The organism is Binatus sp. (SeqCode), assembly GCF_050013435.1.
Lineage (GTDB): Bacteria > Desulfobacterota > Binatia > Binatales > Binataceae > Binatus.
In genome coordinates, this window is record NZ_JBEKFG010000007.1 from 51,356 (window position 1) to 66,098 (window position 14,743).

Here is a 14,743-nt window from a genome sequence, read left to right on the forward strand (position 1 = left end):
GATGGCTATTCCGCTGAAGTACAACGTGCGTTCGCTGCTGGTGCGGCGCGTCTCCACGGCGATGACGGGCGGCGGAATTGCGCTGGTGGTGGCGGTGTTCGTGATCGTGATGGCGCTGGTGGCGGGACTCAACTCGGCGATCTCCGACACCGGCGACCCCGACAACGTAATCGTGCTGCGCAAAGGCGCGACCACCGAGACCTATTCCGCCATCCAGCTCGATCAGTTCGACGCGATGAAATTCCTGCCGCAGATCCGGCGCGAGCCCGACGGCGAGGTCGACGCGTCGCCGGAATTGCCGGTGCAGGCGCTGATGGAGCGCACCGGCGGCGGCCGCGACAATATCGTGGTGCGCGGAGTTCTGCCGATCGCGCTCAAGGTCCATCCCAAGGTCAAGATCGTCGAAGGCCGGATGTTCAATCCGTCAGTCAACGAAGTGATCGTCGGCAAGGGCCTGATGGGGCATTACGAGAACACGACGCTCGGTTCCACGCTTCGCTTCGGGCGCGGCAACTGGAAGGTGGTCGGGATAATGGAGGCGGCCGGCGGCTCGTTCGAGTCCGAGGTGTGGGGCGATATCCATAATGTGCAGGACGACGCGCAGCGCGGCGCGTATTACGCCGACGTGCGTCTCAAACTTGCGCCCGGCGCGGACAGCGATGCGCTGATTCGGCGGCTGGCGGACGATCCCCGAATCAATCTGCAAGCCGAGACCGAGGCGGACTACTACAAGGACCAGGCGGTGGTCGCCAACCAGATGCGCGTGCTCGGGATGATCGTCGCGGTAATCATGGCGGTCGGCGCAATCTTTGGCGCGATGAACACGATGTACGCGGCGGTCTCGTCGCGCACCACCGAGATCGGCACGCTGCGCGCGCTCGGCTTCGCGCCGATCGCGGTGATGACGTCGTTCCTGCTCGAGTCGCTGGTGCTGGCGGTGACGGCCGGCGCGATCGGAATCGTGCTGGCGATGCCGATCGACGGTTTGAGTTCGACGTTCGGCAACTTTGTCACCTTCTCGACGCTGGCGTTCAGCTTCCACGTCACTTTTGCAATAGTGATCGAGGCGCTGATCTTCGCCGCCGTGATGGGCGTGGTCGGCGGCTGGCTGCCGGCGCGACAAGCGATGAGAATGTCGATCGTCGATGCGCTCACGAGCGTCTGACCGTGTCCACCGAATCACCCCGGGGTCCCAATATCCGCGAACTCGAGTCGCTGCGGATTGCGCGCGCGGCCGAGCCCAAGAAGCCGAGCAGAATCGTCCCGGCCGCGATCATGCTCGCGATTCTCGCGGTGGCCGGCGCGGCGGGATTTTTCGTCTATCAGCGGACCATCGGCCGTCCGCCCGAAGTGCAAACCGCGATCGTCACGGTGAAACAGGCGGGACAGGCCGGCACCGTGCTGACCGGCAGCGGCTATATCATCACCAAGCACAAGTACATCGTGATCGGCACCAAGATTCTCGGCCAGATAGTCGCCGAGCCGATCGAGGAAGGACAGCGCGTCAAGGTCGGCGACCTGCTGGCGCGGATCGACGATCGCGACTACCAGGCGCAACTGAAGCAGGCCTACGCGGATCGCGATCTGGCGGCGGCCAACGTCGTGCTGAAGAGGGCGCGCGCGCAACGCCTGCGCGAACTCTACAAGCAACACGTGCAATCGAAGGACTCGCTCGAGGACGCGGAGAATCAGCTCTCGGTAGCGGAGGCGGAGCTCAAGAAAGCGGACGGCGCGATCGATTTCGCAAAGTTCAACGTGAGCCAGACCGTGATCACGGCGCCGATCAACGGTGTGGTGCTGCAGAAGTATCGCGAACTCGGCGACACGATTAACTACGGCGGCGAAATCCAGGCCGGCGGCGGCGCCACCGATATCGCGCAGCTTGCGGACTTGAGCGACCTGCGCTGCGAAGTCGATATCAACGAAAGCGATATCGCCAAGGTGACGATGGGAACGCCGGCGACGGTGATCCCGGACGCGTACCCCGACAATCCGTTTCCGGCGCAGGTCGTGAAGATTTATCCGGAGGCCGACCGCCAAAAAGGCACCGTGAAGGTCGAAGTCAGAATCCTTCAGCCCGATTTGAAGATTATCAAGCCGGAAATGAGCGCCAAGGTTACCTTCCAATCGATTATGACGCAGACCGCGGCTGCCCCGATGGTGCTGGTGCCGAAGAAAGCGATCGTCACCGAGGGCAGCACCAGTTCAGTGTGGGTCGTGCGCGCCGCCACCGCGCATCTGGTCCCGGTCGTGCTCGGGCACGAGTTCCAGGAAGGCGTCGAGGTCAGGAATGGATTGAGCGGCGGCGAGATGGTGATAGTAGTACCGCCGGCAACGCTCAAGGAAGGACAGGCCGTCACGCCGGAGAGTTCGTAGGCCGGGGTGACCGCGGCGCCTGAATCAGGAAAAGAAGGAAGAGAGATGGCGGAGACATTCGTACTGGTGCATGGCGCGTGGCATGGCGGATGGTGCTGGGCCGCGGTGATCAATCAACTCGAGCGGTTGGGCGACAGAGCCTACGCGGTCGATCTCCCGGGGCATGGCATGAACCGCGCCGATCGCGCGAAGGTGACGCTCGACAGCTACGTCAACAGCGTCGCGGAGTTTATCGAGCGCCACGATCTGAAAGACGTGGTGCTCGCGGGACACAGTCTCGGCGGGCTTACGATCTCCGGCGTCGCGGCGAAGATTCCCGCGCGGATCAAGCGCGTGGTGTGGGTCACGGCGATGGTGGCGCTCGACGGGCAGCCGGTCATAGACACGGCGGCGTCGCCGCTCGCGGCGGCGATCGATTCGTTGCCGGAGCGATCGATTACAATCGAGATGCTGGGCAAGGAAGCTATCGACGGGCTTACCAACGACATGGCGCCTGCGCTCAAGGAATACGTGATGGCGGCGCTGGGTCCGCAGCCGCTGGCGCCCCTGCTCGCGCCGGTGCCGATGGCGCCCTACTTCGCCACCGGAATTCCCAGCAGCTATATCGTTTGCGAAGACGACCAGATGCCGGTCGCGGGCGCACCCAGCTGGCATCCCCACTTTTCGAGCCGGCTCAGGAATCCAACGCTCAAGTTCGTCAAGAGCGGGCATGAAGTGATGTTCACGCATCCGGTGGAATGCGCGCGCGCGCTGCACGAGCTGGCGCGCGGCGATTGATGCGAGCGCCCCGGTTGTGAGCGAGCGGCAGGTCGATCAATTTCCCGGCAATCGATGCCGTTGGGCGCTCACCTCGCGCATGCGCGTGGCGCTCATATCATGTCGGCGGGTTTGATCCGGTGGGCGGCGCCGTCGCGAAAGCGGGCGGGCGAAAAGGGCGCCAGATCGATGCCTGGCAACCGGCCCTTGACCAGGTCGGCGATCACTTCGCCGGTTAGCGCGGAGAGCAAAATGCCACTGTTGAAATGTCCGGCGGCGTAGAGCACGCCGGCGACCGTCGGCGATGGGCCGAGCACCGGCAGCAAGTCGTCGGTGGCCGGGCGAAGTCCCGCCCATGCTTCGCGAAATGGAATCGAGGCGATCGACGGGACCATCGCACGCACCGTGCGCAGGATCCGTTCCATCCCATCGAGCGTGACCGACTTGTTGAAGCCCGCATCCTCGAACACCGAGCCGGCGAGCAGCCGCCCGTCGCGCCGCGGCACCAATAGTCCGCCGCCCGAGAACAGCGAAGGCACCACCAGGCCCGGCCGCGCGTCGAAGCTCAGAACCTGGCCGCGCACCGGGTAGAAGCGGATTCGATCGTCTTCAAGACCGCGGATGTCGCCAGCCCATGAGCCGGCGGCGTTGATGATTACATCGCCGGTCTCAAGTGATCCGTCGGCGAGGCGCAGGCCGGTGGCGCGCCCGGCGGTGGTGGTGATCGAATCGACGCGCGCGCCTTCGCGGAAATCGACGCCGGCGTAAGTGGCGGCGTTGATATAGGCAAGGGTGAGTTTGCGATTCTCGACGCGCCGATTGTCCGGCATATGGAGCGCGAAGATGATTTTTTCGGACAGCACGGGCGCGAGCTTGAACGCCTGGCGCGGGGATAATTCCTCGACGTCGCCACCGGCCGCGCGTTGCCATCGCGCCCGCGATTGCAGTTCCGCGCGCGCCGCGTCGTCGAAGGCGACGTAGAGCACCCCGTGACGGTCGTACTCGGGATCGACGCCGCTCTCGGCGGTGAGCCGTTCGACGATCGCGTCGAAGCATTTCTTGCCGGCCAGAGCGAGATCGAAGAACACGCCGGGTTCGTGCGCCTCGGCCTGCGGGCTGATGAGTCCAGCCGCCGCCCACGAAGCTTCAAGGCCGAGACGGCCGCGCTCGAAGACGGAGACCTGGACACCGTCGCAGGCGAGCCGCCACGCGACCGAACTTCCGATTATGCCGCCGCCGATTACGAGAGCTTTCACGTTTTCAATTAGAACCTGACGACGACCAGATTACCGGCGCGACGGAGGTGGTGGAAGCTCGCCCGCGAGCCTGTCGGTATTGCGCAAATGCGCCGACGATGATTCACTCGCAGCCGTCGTTGAAGATCCAGAGCTACTCGCTACTTTCGGCGTCGCGATGGACGGTGGTGCTTTCGATCGCACTCGCGACGGCTGACAACTTCGCCGATCCAGACCTGTGGATGCACATTCTGACCGGCCAGGCGATCCTCCGCACCGGTCATATTCCACGCTTCGATACCTACTCCTACAGCGCGGCGGGAATGCCGTGGCACAATCACGAATGGCTGGCGCAGGTGGCGCTGGCCGTCAGTTACGCGCATCTCGGCGTATTCGGCCTCAAGCTCCTGAAGCTCGTCTGCGCGAGCATCACGATACTGGCATTGGCGATCGGAATTTCCGCCACCCGCGCGTCGAGCCGGATTCAGAGGATGACGCTGATACTTATCGCCGTTGCGCTGGCGACTCAGATGCAATTTCGGCCTCAGCTCTTCACCTTCATGATGCTGAGCGTGGTGATGACGGTAGTCGCGATCGAAGTTTATCGGGGCGGAGCAATACTGTGGCCGCTGATTCCGATGTTCGCGCTGTGGGCCAATCTTCACGGCGGCTACACGATAGGACTTGGCGCGATGATCATTGCGGTTGCGGTTTTGTTCATCCAGGGCCTTGGAGACGCAAGCCGCAAGGCCTCGGCGCGCCGGCTGGGATTGGTCACGCTTGGATGCGCGGGCGCCACGATCCTCAATCCGTTCGGCGTGGGCCTGTGGACGGGAGTAGCGCATTCGGTCTCCGATCCGCTGATTCGGCAGATAGTCAATGACTGGGTGCCGTTGCCGAGCACGCTGCTATCCATGTGGCGCGAGTCCAAGCCGGAGCTGCTCAAGGATGTTGCCCCGATCCTGCTGTTTGCCGGTTTCATCGCGGCAGTTGCGATGGCTCCCTGGCTCGGGGACGCGGCCTTAATCGCGATCGCGACGATCTTCATTGGGGGCGCCTTCTATGCCGCGCGCAACCTAGCACTGGCGGTGATTGCGCTCGCGACGCCGCTGGCGCGCCATGCCACCTTGGCATTGGAGAGCGAGCCGCCGCAGCCGACGGTCAGCACCGAGCCGGCGCCGGCGCTGCTGGCAATTTCGGCGCTCCTGGTCGCGCTAGTGGGTGGAACTTTTTCCAATCGGCTCAAAACCTGGAAGCCCGAGCCGGCCGGCGCGGTCGCATTCATGCAACGCAATGGCCTTCATGGCAACATCCTCAACCAGTACGAATGGGGCGAATACCTGATCTGGCACGTGGGCAATGACAGCCGGGTCTTTATCGACGGACGCTGCGAGCTGGTCTATCCGGACAAGCTCATCCGCCAATATGCTATCTTTTTCTACGGACTGGAGGGCGCGCAAAACGTGCTCGACACATATCCCCACGACTTCGTGCTGATCGGCCCGCATACCAGGGCCTACGACGTTGTCAGGCAGGACGTACGGTGGCATTTGCTCTATAGCGATGCGACCGCGGCGCTTTTCGCGCGAGCCTCGTTGCCCGTCGAGGCGCCCACCGGCGGCAAGCTTGCCGACAGCTATTTTCCGTGAGCCTTGCGTCGACTGATGGAGAATGGGTCGCGAGCAACGCATTTTGGGACACCTGCCGCGACTGCGAAAAACCTCGACGACCGAAGCCAACCTCAGCCTGCGATAGCAACTCATTGCCGCGCTGCGCGCGGGCATTGGACTTGCTAATAAGGTGTGGACCATCAGATCGATCCGGTCGCCGACAGCTCGGGGAAGGCGCAACCGCGCCACTTAGCTAACGGTACGGCTGCGTCGGCCACGCATGACGCATTGCCCGCCATAACCGACGGCCTTGCACTGGAGCCGGCGGGCGGTCCTGACCAGGCGGTGACGCTCGTGATGGGCGACGGCGACAATTCCGAGTGGGTGTCGTCGGTACTGCGCGCGGCCTCACTTGCGATCATAGCATTTCAGATTGGATACACGGTGCTTGACGGCGGGGAATATCCGCAGACCTTCGCGCGAACTCTGCCGCTTCATATCACCAGCATGACGCTGGCCGTGGTTGCGCTCATGGCAACGCTGTCGCCGCGTGCGATGCGGATCTGGCGCGCGATAGCGCTGGCAATCGGTGCGTCGATTCTGGCGATCACGGCGTGGATTGCAGCGATCAATAGCGACGGCGACGTACTGGTGGCGACTATTCTGCTGTCTTTCCTGGGCTCAGGCGCGCTGGTTCCATGGAGCCCGCGTTGGCAGGCAGCCTTCAATGTTAGCGGGGCGCTGGCGTTGCTGGGGTACTCGATGCAAGCGACGGGTCCGGATTCGCGCCTCGCGATCGCCTGGATGGTGCTGGTGAGCGCGGCGCTGTTGTCGCAACTGAGCGCGGTCCATGGCGCCCGCTATCGCCGGAAACTGGCCGAGCAGCTGGCGGCGCTGGCCGAGAACCATCGCTTACTCAGGCGCGAGATGGAGCTGCGCGCGCAAGCCGCATCGGCGCGGGAGAGCAATCACGTCCGGCTGCAGGCAAGCGAGTCGATGCTGCGCAAGGTATTCGAAGCGTCGCCGGACAACATCGCGGTCAACCGCCTTTCCGACGGACGTTTCATTGCCGTCAACGACGAGTACCGGGTCGCGGGTTACACGCGCGGCGACGTGATGGGGAACAACCTGCTCGCACTTGGGCTGTGGCCGAACGAAGACGAGATAAACCGCTTCCTCGAGAGCATTCGACAAACCGGGCGCGTCAAGAACATGGAAATCACCCAGCGCCGCAAAGACGGCAGCGTCGAGACGAACCTGATCTCGGCTTCGGTGGTCGAAGTCAATGGCGAGTCGTGCGTGATTTCGATGATTCGCGACATCACGGAGATCAAGCGCGTCGAGCGCGACCTGCTGGCGGCGCGCGAGGAATTGTCACGGCAGGTAAACGCGCTCAGCGCCAGCGAGGAGACCTTCCGCAAACTTTTCGACGCGAACCTGGACAGCATGACGCTCAACGGAGTCGACGGAAAGTACATCGATGTCAACCAGCAATTCACCCGGACGACCGGGTTTTCGCGCGAAGAGACCATCGGGCATCATTTCACCGAGCTCAATTTGTGGATCCATCCGGACGAAATGATTGCCTTCGCCAATCAACTTTTCAGCACCAACGAAGTCCGCAACGTTGAGGTGGCGTTCCGTTGCAAGGACGGCTCGGAGCGGCCGGTGCTAATTTCAGCAGTGAACCTGGAGCTGTATGGACAGCTCTGCTGCCTGACTATTTCGCGCGAAATATCCGACCTCAAGATGACGCAACGTGAACTGGTCGGCGCGCGCGAGGCAGCGCTGACCGCGTCGCGGGCCAAGTCGGAGTTCCTGTCGAGCATGTCGCACGAGATTCGCACGCCGATGAACTCGATTCTCGGGATGGCCGATCTGCTGATGGAAACGAAACTCGACGATGAGCAGCGAAGATATTTGAGCACTGTCATCACCAACAGCCAGGTGCTGCTCCAGCTGATCGACAGCATCCTTGACCTCGCCAAGGTCGAGAGCGGGCGCATCAGCCTCGAGGCGGTCGAATTCGATCCCAAAGACGTGACCGAGAAGGTACTCGAGACGCTGGCGATCCGCGCGCATGAAAGAGGCCTCGAGCTGATGGCGCGCTTTGCGCCGGCAGTCCCCGAGCTCGCGCTCGGCGATCCGTTCAGACTCGGGCAGATCCTCATCAACCTGGTCGGCAATGCGATCAAATTCACCCAGCACGGACAGGTGCTGGTGTTGGTCGAGCCCGACCGGAGTTCCACAACCGCGGCCGGCCTCAAGTTCACGGTGACCGATACCGGAATCGGAATTGCAGCCGACAAGCTCCACCTGCTGTTCAACGCATTCACCCAGGCCGACTCTTCGACCTCGCGCAAATACGGCGGCAGCGGGCTCGGACTGGCAATCGTCGCGCGGCTGGTTGAGCTGATGCACGGCAAGGTCGAGGTAACCAGCGAGCCTGGAGTTGGGAGCGCATTTTCATTCACCGCGCAACTTGGGGCGGCAAGCGCCAGGACGGCGCCGGCGAAGCCGCGGAATCTGACGTTCGGCGACGTGAGAATTCTGCTGGTCGATGACAACTCCGACAGCCGGTCGATTCTCTCGGAACTGCTCACAGCGCAAGGGGCGACTGTGACTCAGGCGTCGTCGGGAACGGAGGCGCTGGCGGTGCTTCGTAGCGACGCTTCGCGAAGCTCGTGCTTCCAGATCATACTCCTCGACAGCACGATGCCTGCGCCGGGCGGGTTCGACGTCGCAAAAAATCTCATGAGTGGCGGCCCCGCGGCGCCGCAGATCGTGATGATGCTCAGTACCAATGACTTGACCAGCAAGGTTGGGCGGCTGCGTGCGATCGGGGTTGACCACTATATTGTCAAACCGGTGCGGCGCGCTGAGTTGTTCGCAGCGGTCGCGCGAGCGTGCGACGGAGTGTGCATCGAACCGCGCGGCGACAGGTTCGCGTCGCCGGCAATCGCGCCGATTTCAACGGCTTCGGCAATACTCGATCGGCCGCTGCAAATTCTCCTCGCCGACGATTCACAGGATAACCGCGCGTTGATCCGTGCGTATCTGAAAAAAACGCCCTATCGCCTCGAAGAAGCCGAAGATGGCCAGCAGGCAATCGATAAATTCATCGCCGGGAAGTTCGATCTGGTGCTGATGGATATCCGGATGCCGATCGTTGACGGCTACCAGGCGACCAGCAGGATTCGCGGCTGGGAGCGGGCAAACCATCGCCGCCGCACTCCAATCGTGGCCCTGACGGCATCCGCGCTGGAAGAAGCGGCGCATCGCACCAAGGCCGCGGGATGCGACGCGCACGTGACCAAGCCAGTCAAAAAATCAACGCTGCTCGATGCCATTCGCGGCGCGATCGAAGCCAACCCGTTGGATGACGAGCCCGCGCGCCTTATCAACCGCAACCTCAAGGAGGCAACATGCCAGACCGAGTAATAGTCGAAGTGGACGAGGACCTTAGCGAGCTGATCCCGGGGTTCCTGACCCACAAGCGCGCCGATGTCGCAACGATTGTCGACGCGAATGCGCGCCGCGACTACGCGGAGATCGGCCGCATCGCGCATCGGATCAAGGGCGAAGGCACCAGCTACGGATTCGAATCGATGACGGAGATGGGTCGCTCGCTCGAGCAAGCCGCCGCGATCCGCGACGATGGCGCAGTGGCCGCACTCGCGCGCCAGCTGCTCAACTACATGGATCGTGTCGAGATAGTGTTCCAGCCGTCCAGGGATTAGCCCGGCCGCGTCATTGGCGGCGAGCTTGCACTCCAACTGCCAGGGCTGAGGGAATTCAGCTTGCCAGGTCGGCGCCGTGCTCGCCCAGTGTCGCGAGGCTGAGGCCCTTGAATGCGGGCTCCGCGGCAGCCATCGACGCAAACACCGCGTCCGCCGAGTTCGGACGATCGACGCCGTCGAGCGCATGGCCGAGCCTCGCGATTACCTCGACGGCAGTGATCGCGGCTCCGGGCGGTGGAAACGCCGCGTTGATTCGCTGCACACGTCCCTTGAAGTTCGTAAAGCTGCCGTCGATTTCAGGATACGCCGCAATCGGCCAGACCTGGTTGGCCATCTGGCAGGTCTCGTTGGCGTCCGTAGATAGCACCAGCATGTAGTCGAGCGCGCCGAAGCGCCTGACGAACTCCTCTTCGCCGAAAGCGCGAACCAAGTCGGCGCGCATCGCGATCAACATCTTGAGTTCGCCCGACGCGACTGCGGCTGCGAGTCCGTCGAGTCCGTCGGCCGGGATCGCCAGCGCCGCGAGTCCGCGCGCGTTGGGATTTTTGTTCGCGCGGATCAGCAGGTCGTCATCGCTGCTGGCGCCCGGCGGCGACCAGCTGAGCGTCGCTATTCGATCCGATCCGATCGCGGTTTTCATCAACTGCTTCAGCGCGAACGCTTCTTCGTTGGTGGACTGCGCATCGACGACCGCCGCGATCGAATTGGGGCCGTACTGGCGCTTGTAATCCGCGATGATCGACGCTGCGCGCCGGATACCTTCGCCCCAGGGCTCGGTCACCAGCTGGTCCTTCGCCTGCACCAGCGGCGACGTGAGGCGCGTCTCGTTTTGCAGCCCGGGGAAACTGTGACGGCCCTCGTCGCACATCCAGTAGCTGTTGACGCCGGGGTTGAAGCGCGGCTTGAAGCGGTAGATGCGGCCGCGATGGTGGTGGATATCGATAGCGCATCCACGCTCGCATCCGCCGCATACCGACGCGGTGCGATGCAGGTACCAGACGCGCATCCGGAAGCGGAATTCTTTTTCGGTGAGCGCGCCGACCGGGCAGATGTCCACGACGTTGCCGGCGTACTTGTTGTTGACCGGCTGGCCGGGATTGATGTCGATGCGGTTATGGTCGCCGCGCTCGAAAATCGCCAGCTCGGAGGTCTTCGTCACTTCGTCGAAGAATCGCGTGCATCGCGCACACAGGATGCATCGCTCCTGATCGAGCATCACGCCCGAGCCGATGTCGATCGCCTTGCCCTTGTGATTTTTCCTGGGCAACGGAAAGCGCGACGGCTGCTGATCGTAATCCATGTAGTAGTCTTGCAGCTTGCACTCGCCGGCCTGATCGCAGACGGGACAATCGATCGGATGGTTGATCAGCAGGAATTCGAGCACCGCCTTTTGCGCGGTCTTGGCCTTCTCGCTTTTGGTATGGACGACCATCCCCTCGGCGACGCGTGTGTTGCAGGCGATTTGGAGCTTGGGCGCCTTTTCGACTTCGACCAGGCACATCCGGCAGTTGCCGACGATCGTCAAGCCGGGGTGGTAGCAATATTGGGGGATCTCGATGCCGACGAGTTCGGCCGCCTGGATGAGATTCAGGTTCGCGCCAGCGTCAACTTCCTTGCCGTCAATGGTGAGCTTGGGCATCTGGTTTCTTCAGTGTTGCTCTTTTCGCTTGCGTCCGCGATTAGGCAGCCTGTCTCGCGGAGCCGTCTTTGAACGGGCATCGCCCGAGCTTGATGTGCGCCTCGAATTCGTCGCGATACTTGGGGATGAAGCTCTTCACCGGCATCGACAGACTGTCGGCGAGCACGCAAATGGTATTGCCTTCCATGTTGGAGGCGGCATCGATGAGCACCTTGAGGTCTTCCATCTTGCCGCGCCCTGCTTCCAGCTCGATGAGCAATTTTTCGATCCAGCCGCATCCTTCGCGGCACGGCGTGCACTGTCCGCATGACTCGTGATGGTAGAAATGCGCGATCGTTTTGAGCGCATCGACCATGCAGGTGTCTTCGTTCATCACCATCACGCCCGCGGTTCCCATCAGCGAACCGGCGGCGCGGACGGACTCGAAATCCATGTTGACTTTGACCGCCTCTTCCGCCGTGAAGATCGGGAACGACGAACCGCCGGGGATGACGCCCTTGAGCGCCTTGCCGTCGAGGATTCCACCGCCGACCTCGTAGATCAGATCCTTGAGCGGAAAGCCCATCGGCAATTCGTACAATCCCGGTTTGTTGATGTGGCCGGAGAGGCAGAAGAGTTTGGGACCGGGACTTTTTTCGGGACCGATCGATTTGTACCAATCGGCGCCGCGATTGATGATGTGCGGGACGTTCGACAGCGTCTCGATATTGTTGACCACGGTCGGGCACCCGAACGCGCCCTGGATGGCGGGGAACGGCGGACGGTTGCGCGGATACGCGCGCTTGCCTTCGAGCGATTCGAGCAGCCCGGTTTCCTCGCCGCAGATGTATGCGCCCGCGCCGCGATGCGTGAATACGTCGAGGTCGAAGCCGGAGCCGAGGATGTTCTTGCCCAGGTAATTGTTGGCGTAGGCCTCGGCGATTGCGGCGTCGAAAATTCTCTTCTGCACGGTGAACTCGCCGCGCAGGTAAGTGTATGCGGTATGCGCGCCGACCGCGCGGCACGCGATCGCGATGCCCTCGAGGATGCAGTGCGGATCGAACTCGATCTCGTAGCGATTGGCGAACGTGCCGGGCTCGCTCTCGTCGGCGTTGCAGCACAGATAGACCGGCTTCTTGGATTCCTTCGGAATGAAGCTCCACTTCACGCCGGTTGGAAACGCCGCGCCGCCGCGCCCGCGCAGATTCGAGTTCTTGACCTCGTTGATGATCTCTTCGGGCTTCATCTCGAACAGCGCCTTGCGCAGCGCCTTGTATCCGCCGTTGCCGGCGTACACGTCGAGCTTGCGAAGGTCAGGGATATCCAGCCAGCGAGTCAGTATCCGTTCCATGTGAATCCGGGTGCGTCCGTCGTCCGGTCAGGAGGTTTGATGCTTGTCGCTGAGCGCCATCAGTTTCTGCTTCTGGCCCTGGATTTTCCGCTGCAGCGCCATCAGTGCGTCGAGCACGCCTTCGGGCCGCGGTGGACATCCGGGAACATACACATCAACCGGGACAATTCTGTCGATGCCGGGTACGGTCGCGTAGTTGTCGTAGAAGCCGCCGGTCGAGGCGCACGCGCCAAACGCCATCACCCACTTGGGCTCCGCCATCTGATCGTACACGCGGCGCAAAATCGGCCCCTGGCGAACTGTCACGGTGCCGACCACCATCAGCAGATCCGCCTGGCGCGGAGTGAAGCGCGGCAGCAGCGCGCCGAAGCGGTCGATGTCGTAGGGGGTCATCGACAGCGACATATACTCCATCGCGCAGCAGGCGGTCGCGAACGGATACGGAAAGATCGAAAATTTTCGCGCCCAACCAATCGCCTTGTCCAGCCGGGTCAGGACCGCGGTATCGCCGAGCAGGATCTCCTCGCCCTTGGTCGACTCGAGCCCGCTTTTAATTAATGCCATCGAAGCCTCTGGCGCTTGATATATACGTTAAATCTCCTAAATTGAAGCGTAGCAAGCATCGCGTCGGTGCGTCAACGAATCCTAATGAACCGGCGGTTCTGAGTGAAGCCAAACTTGCATCGTGCCGCGACAATTGCCGCCGCTCTGGCGGCAGCCGTGATTTTGGCGGCTGCAAGACTTGCGGCACCGCAGCAGACGAGCCTGAAGGTGCAGGTGTCAGCCCTGCCATGGTGTAGTCGCGAAAAGATGCGCTGCGCAGATTTTCGCGTCTTCTCACTACTGGGTGCAGGGGTCACCCCTGCCCAAGGAGGTGCGGAACCCACGGTGGGTTCCGCATTCAATTAGGTTCGTCACGAAATTCGCAGCACGCCGGCCCCTTTGATCTCGTCGTGCTTGAGCATCTTGAGCGCCATATTCGCCTCGCCCAGCCCGAAGGCCACGGTGCTCGTGCGAATCGGTATCTCGCCCGCAAGCTTGAGGAACTCTTCGCCGTCGGCGCGCGTGTTAGCCGTCACGCTGCGGAGTTCTTTTTCGTAGAAGAGCTGTCTTTCGTAATCCAGCGCCGGAATCGGGCTTAGATAAATTCCCGCGACCGCCAGGATCCCTCCGCGATCGAGCGCTTCCAGAGCCGGCCGCACGAGATTTCCCGCCGGAGCAAACAGAATTGCCGCATCCAGCCGCGCCGGCGGCGGATCTTCCGCGTTGCCGATCCATTCGGCGCCAAGATCTTTCGCCAGGTCGCGATGCGGTCCGCCCCGGCTCATCACAAACACCCGGCATCCCCAGTGGCGGATCACCTGAAGCGCAAGATGAGCCGAGCCGCCGAAGCCGTACAGTCCGACCGTCGCACCCGGCTTGACCTCGGCGCGCTTGATTGCGCGGAACCCGATTATTCCGGCGCACAACAGGGGCGCCGTTTCTTCGTCGCCGAGGCAGTCGGGAAGCGCGTAGGCGAAGTCCTCCCGCACGACCGCCCATTCGCAGTAGCCGCCGTCGTGGTCGTAGCCGGTGAAGCGCGCGTTCGGGCAGAGATTTTCGCGCCCGCGACGACAATAGATACAAACGCCACAGGTCTCGCGAAGCCATGCGATCCCGACTCGATCGCCCTGCTTGAAACGTGCGGCGCCGGCGCCGCGCCGGTCCACGACGCCCACCACTTCGTGACCCGGGATAATTCGCGCATGGCGCGGCGGCAGGTCGCCTTCGGCGACGTGAAGATCGGTCCGGCATACGCCGCAAGTGCGCACCCGCACCAGAATTTCGCCCGGCCCCGGCTCGGGCACGGGCGCGTCGATAGCACGAAGCGGATCCGATTCGATCGGCGCGGGCTTTTCGACCACCATCGCCTTCATCTTTTCATCATTCTCATCTGGATCGATCTGCCTCGAACAAAAAATATCATACCCAACGCGCCCGCCGTTGGCTTGCCAAAGAACTTCTTAAGCGATCGACCGCCCAAGAATTGCGCTACTGTTCGTCGCCGTGCTCTATTG

General features: G+C 62.5%; 11 protein-coding genes. 6 read left to right on the forward strand and 5 right to left on the reverse strand.

Annotation, left to right across the window (positions count from 1 at the left end; genetic code table 11):
• The first annotated feature begins 1 nt into the window (after position 1).
• Genes ABSB13_RS02575 through ABSB13_RS02585 form a run of 3 tightly spaced genes read left to right on the forward strand, consistent with a single transcriptional unit; the run spans position 2 to position 3,153 of the window.
• Positions 2 to 1,165, forward strand: a complete 1,164-nt coding sequence (locus ABSB13_RS02575; protein WP_428105279.1) for an ABC transporter permease — start codon at positions 2 to 4, stop codon at positions 1,163 to 1,165.
• 2 nt (positions 1,166 to 1,167) lie between these two features.
• Complete coding sequence (locus ABSB13_RS02580) at positions 1,168 to 2,376, forward strand: efflux RND transporter periplasmic adaptor subunit (RefSeq protein ID WP_428105281.1); 1,209 nt, start codon at positions 1,168 to 1,170, stop codon at positions 2,374 to 2,376.
• 45 nt (positions 2,377 to 2,421) lie between these two features.
• Positions 2,422 to 3,153, forward strand: coding sequence for an alpha/beta fold hydrolase (locus ABSB13_RS02585; RefSeq protein WP_428105283.1), 732 nt, complete (start codon positions 2,422 to 2,424; stop codon positions 3,151 to 3,153).
• A 92-nt stretch (positions 3,154 to 3,245) separates the two neighbouring features.
• On the opposite strand, the gene thiO is transcribed toward ABSB13_RS02585, so the two are convergent.
• Positions 3,246 to 4,388 carry a glycine oxidase ThiO gene (gene thiO, locus ABSB13_RS02590; RefSeq protein WP_428105285.1) on the reverse strand — a complete coding sequence of 381 codons (1,143 nt, stop codon included), beginning with the start codon at positions 4,386 to 4,388 and terminating at the stop codon, positions 3,246 to 3,248.
• Positions 4,389 to 4,486: 98 nt separating this feature from the next.
• On the opposite strand from thiO, the gene ABSB13_RS02595 reads away from it, so the two are divergent.
• The 3 genes from ABSB13_RS02595 (at position 4,487) to ABSB13_RS02605 (ending at position 9,717) form a co-directional block, all read left to right on the forward strand.
• The gene (locus tag ABSB13_RS02595; RefSeq protein WP_428105287.1) at positions 4,487 to 6,016 is read left to right on the forward strand and encodes a hypothetical protein; all 1,530 of its coding nucleotides are present in this window, start codon (positions 4,487 to 4,489) and stop codon (positions 6,014 to 6,016) included.
• 153 nt (positions 6,017 to 6,169) lie between these two features.
• Positions 6,170 to 9,418 carry a response regulator gene (locus ABSB13_RS02600; protein WP_428105289.1) on the forward strand — a complete coding sequence of 1,083 codons (3,249 nt, stop codon included), beginning with the start codon at positions 6,170 to 6,172 and terminating at the stop codon, positions 9,416 to 9,418.
• Positions 9,403 to 9,717 carry an Hpt domain-containing protein gene (locus tag ABSB13_RS02605; protein WP_428105291.1) on the forward strand — a complete coding sequence of 105 codons (315 nt, stop codon included), beginning with the start codon at positions 9,403 to 9,405 and terminating at the stop codon, positions 9,715 to 9,717. The genes ABSB13_RS02600 and ABSB13_RS02605 overlap by 16 nt, the downstream gene beginning before the upstream one ends.
• A 55-nt stretch (positions 9,718 to 9,772) precedes the next feature.
• On the opposite strand, the gene ABSB13_RS02610 is transcribed toward ABSB13_RS02605, so the two are convergent.
• The 4 genes from ABSB13_RS02610 to ABSB13_RS02625 form a co-directional block, all read right to left on the reverse strand.
• Complete coding sequence (locus tag ABSB13_RS02610) at positions 9,773 to 11,356, reverse strand: NADH-quinone oxidoreductase subunit G (RefSeq protein ID WP_428105293.1); 1,584 nt, start codon at positions 11,354 to 11,356, stop codon at positions 9,773 to 9,775.
• 40 nt (positions 11,357 to 11,396) lie between these two features.
• Positions 11,397 to 12,686, reverse strand: coding sequence for an NADH-quinone oxidoreductase subunit NuoF (gene nuoF, locus ABSB13_RS02615; protein WP_428105295.1), 1,290 nt, complete (start codon positions 12,684 to 12,686; stop codon positions 11,397 to 11,399).
• A 27-nt stretch (positions 12,687 to 12,713) separates the two neighbouring features.
• On the reverse strand, positions 12,714 to 13,250 hold the full coding sequence (gene nuoB, locus ABSB13_RS02620) for an NADH-quinone oxidoreductase subunit NuoB (protein ID WP_428105296.1): 537 nt from the start codon (positions 13,248 to 13,250) through the stop codon (positions 12,714 to 12,716).
• Between the two features lie 350 nt (positions 13,251 to 13,600).
• Positions 13,601 to 14,602 (reverse strand): zinc-dependent alcohol dehydrogenase family protein, encoded by a 1,002-nt coding sequence (locus tag ABSB13_RS02625; protein ID WP_428105298.1) that lies wholly within the window; start codon positions 14,600 to 14,602, stop codon positions 13,601 to 13,603.
• Positions 14,603 to 14,743 lie beyond the last annotated feature (141 nt).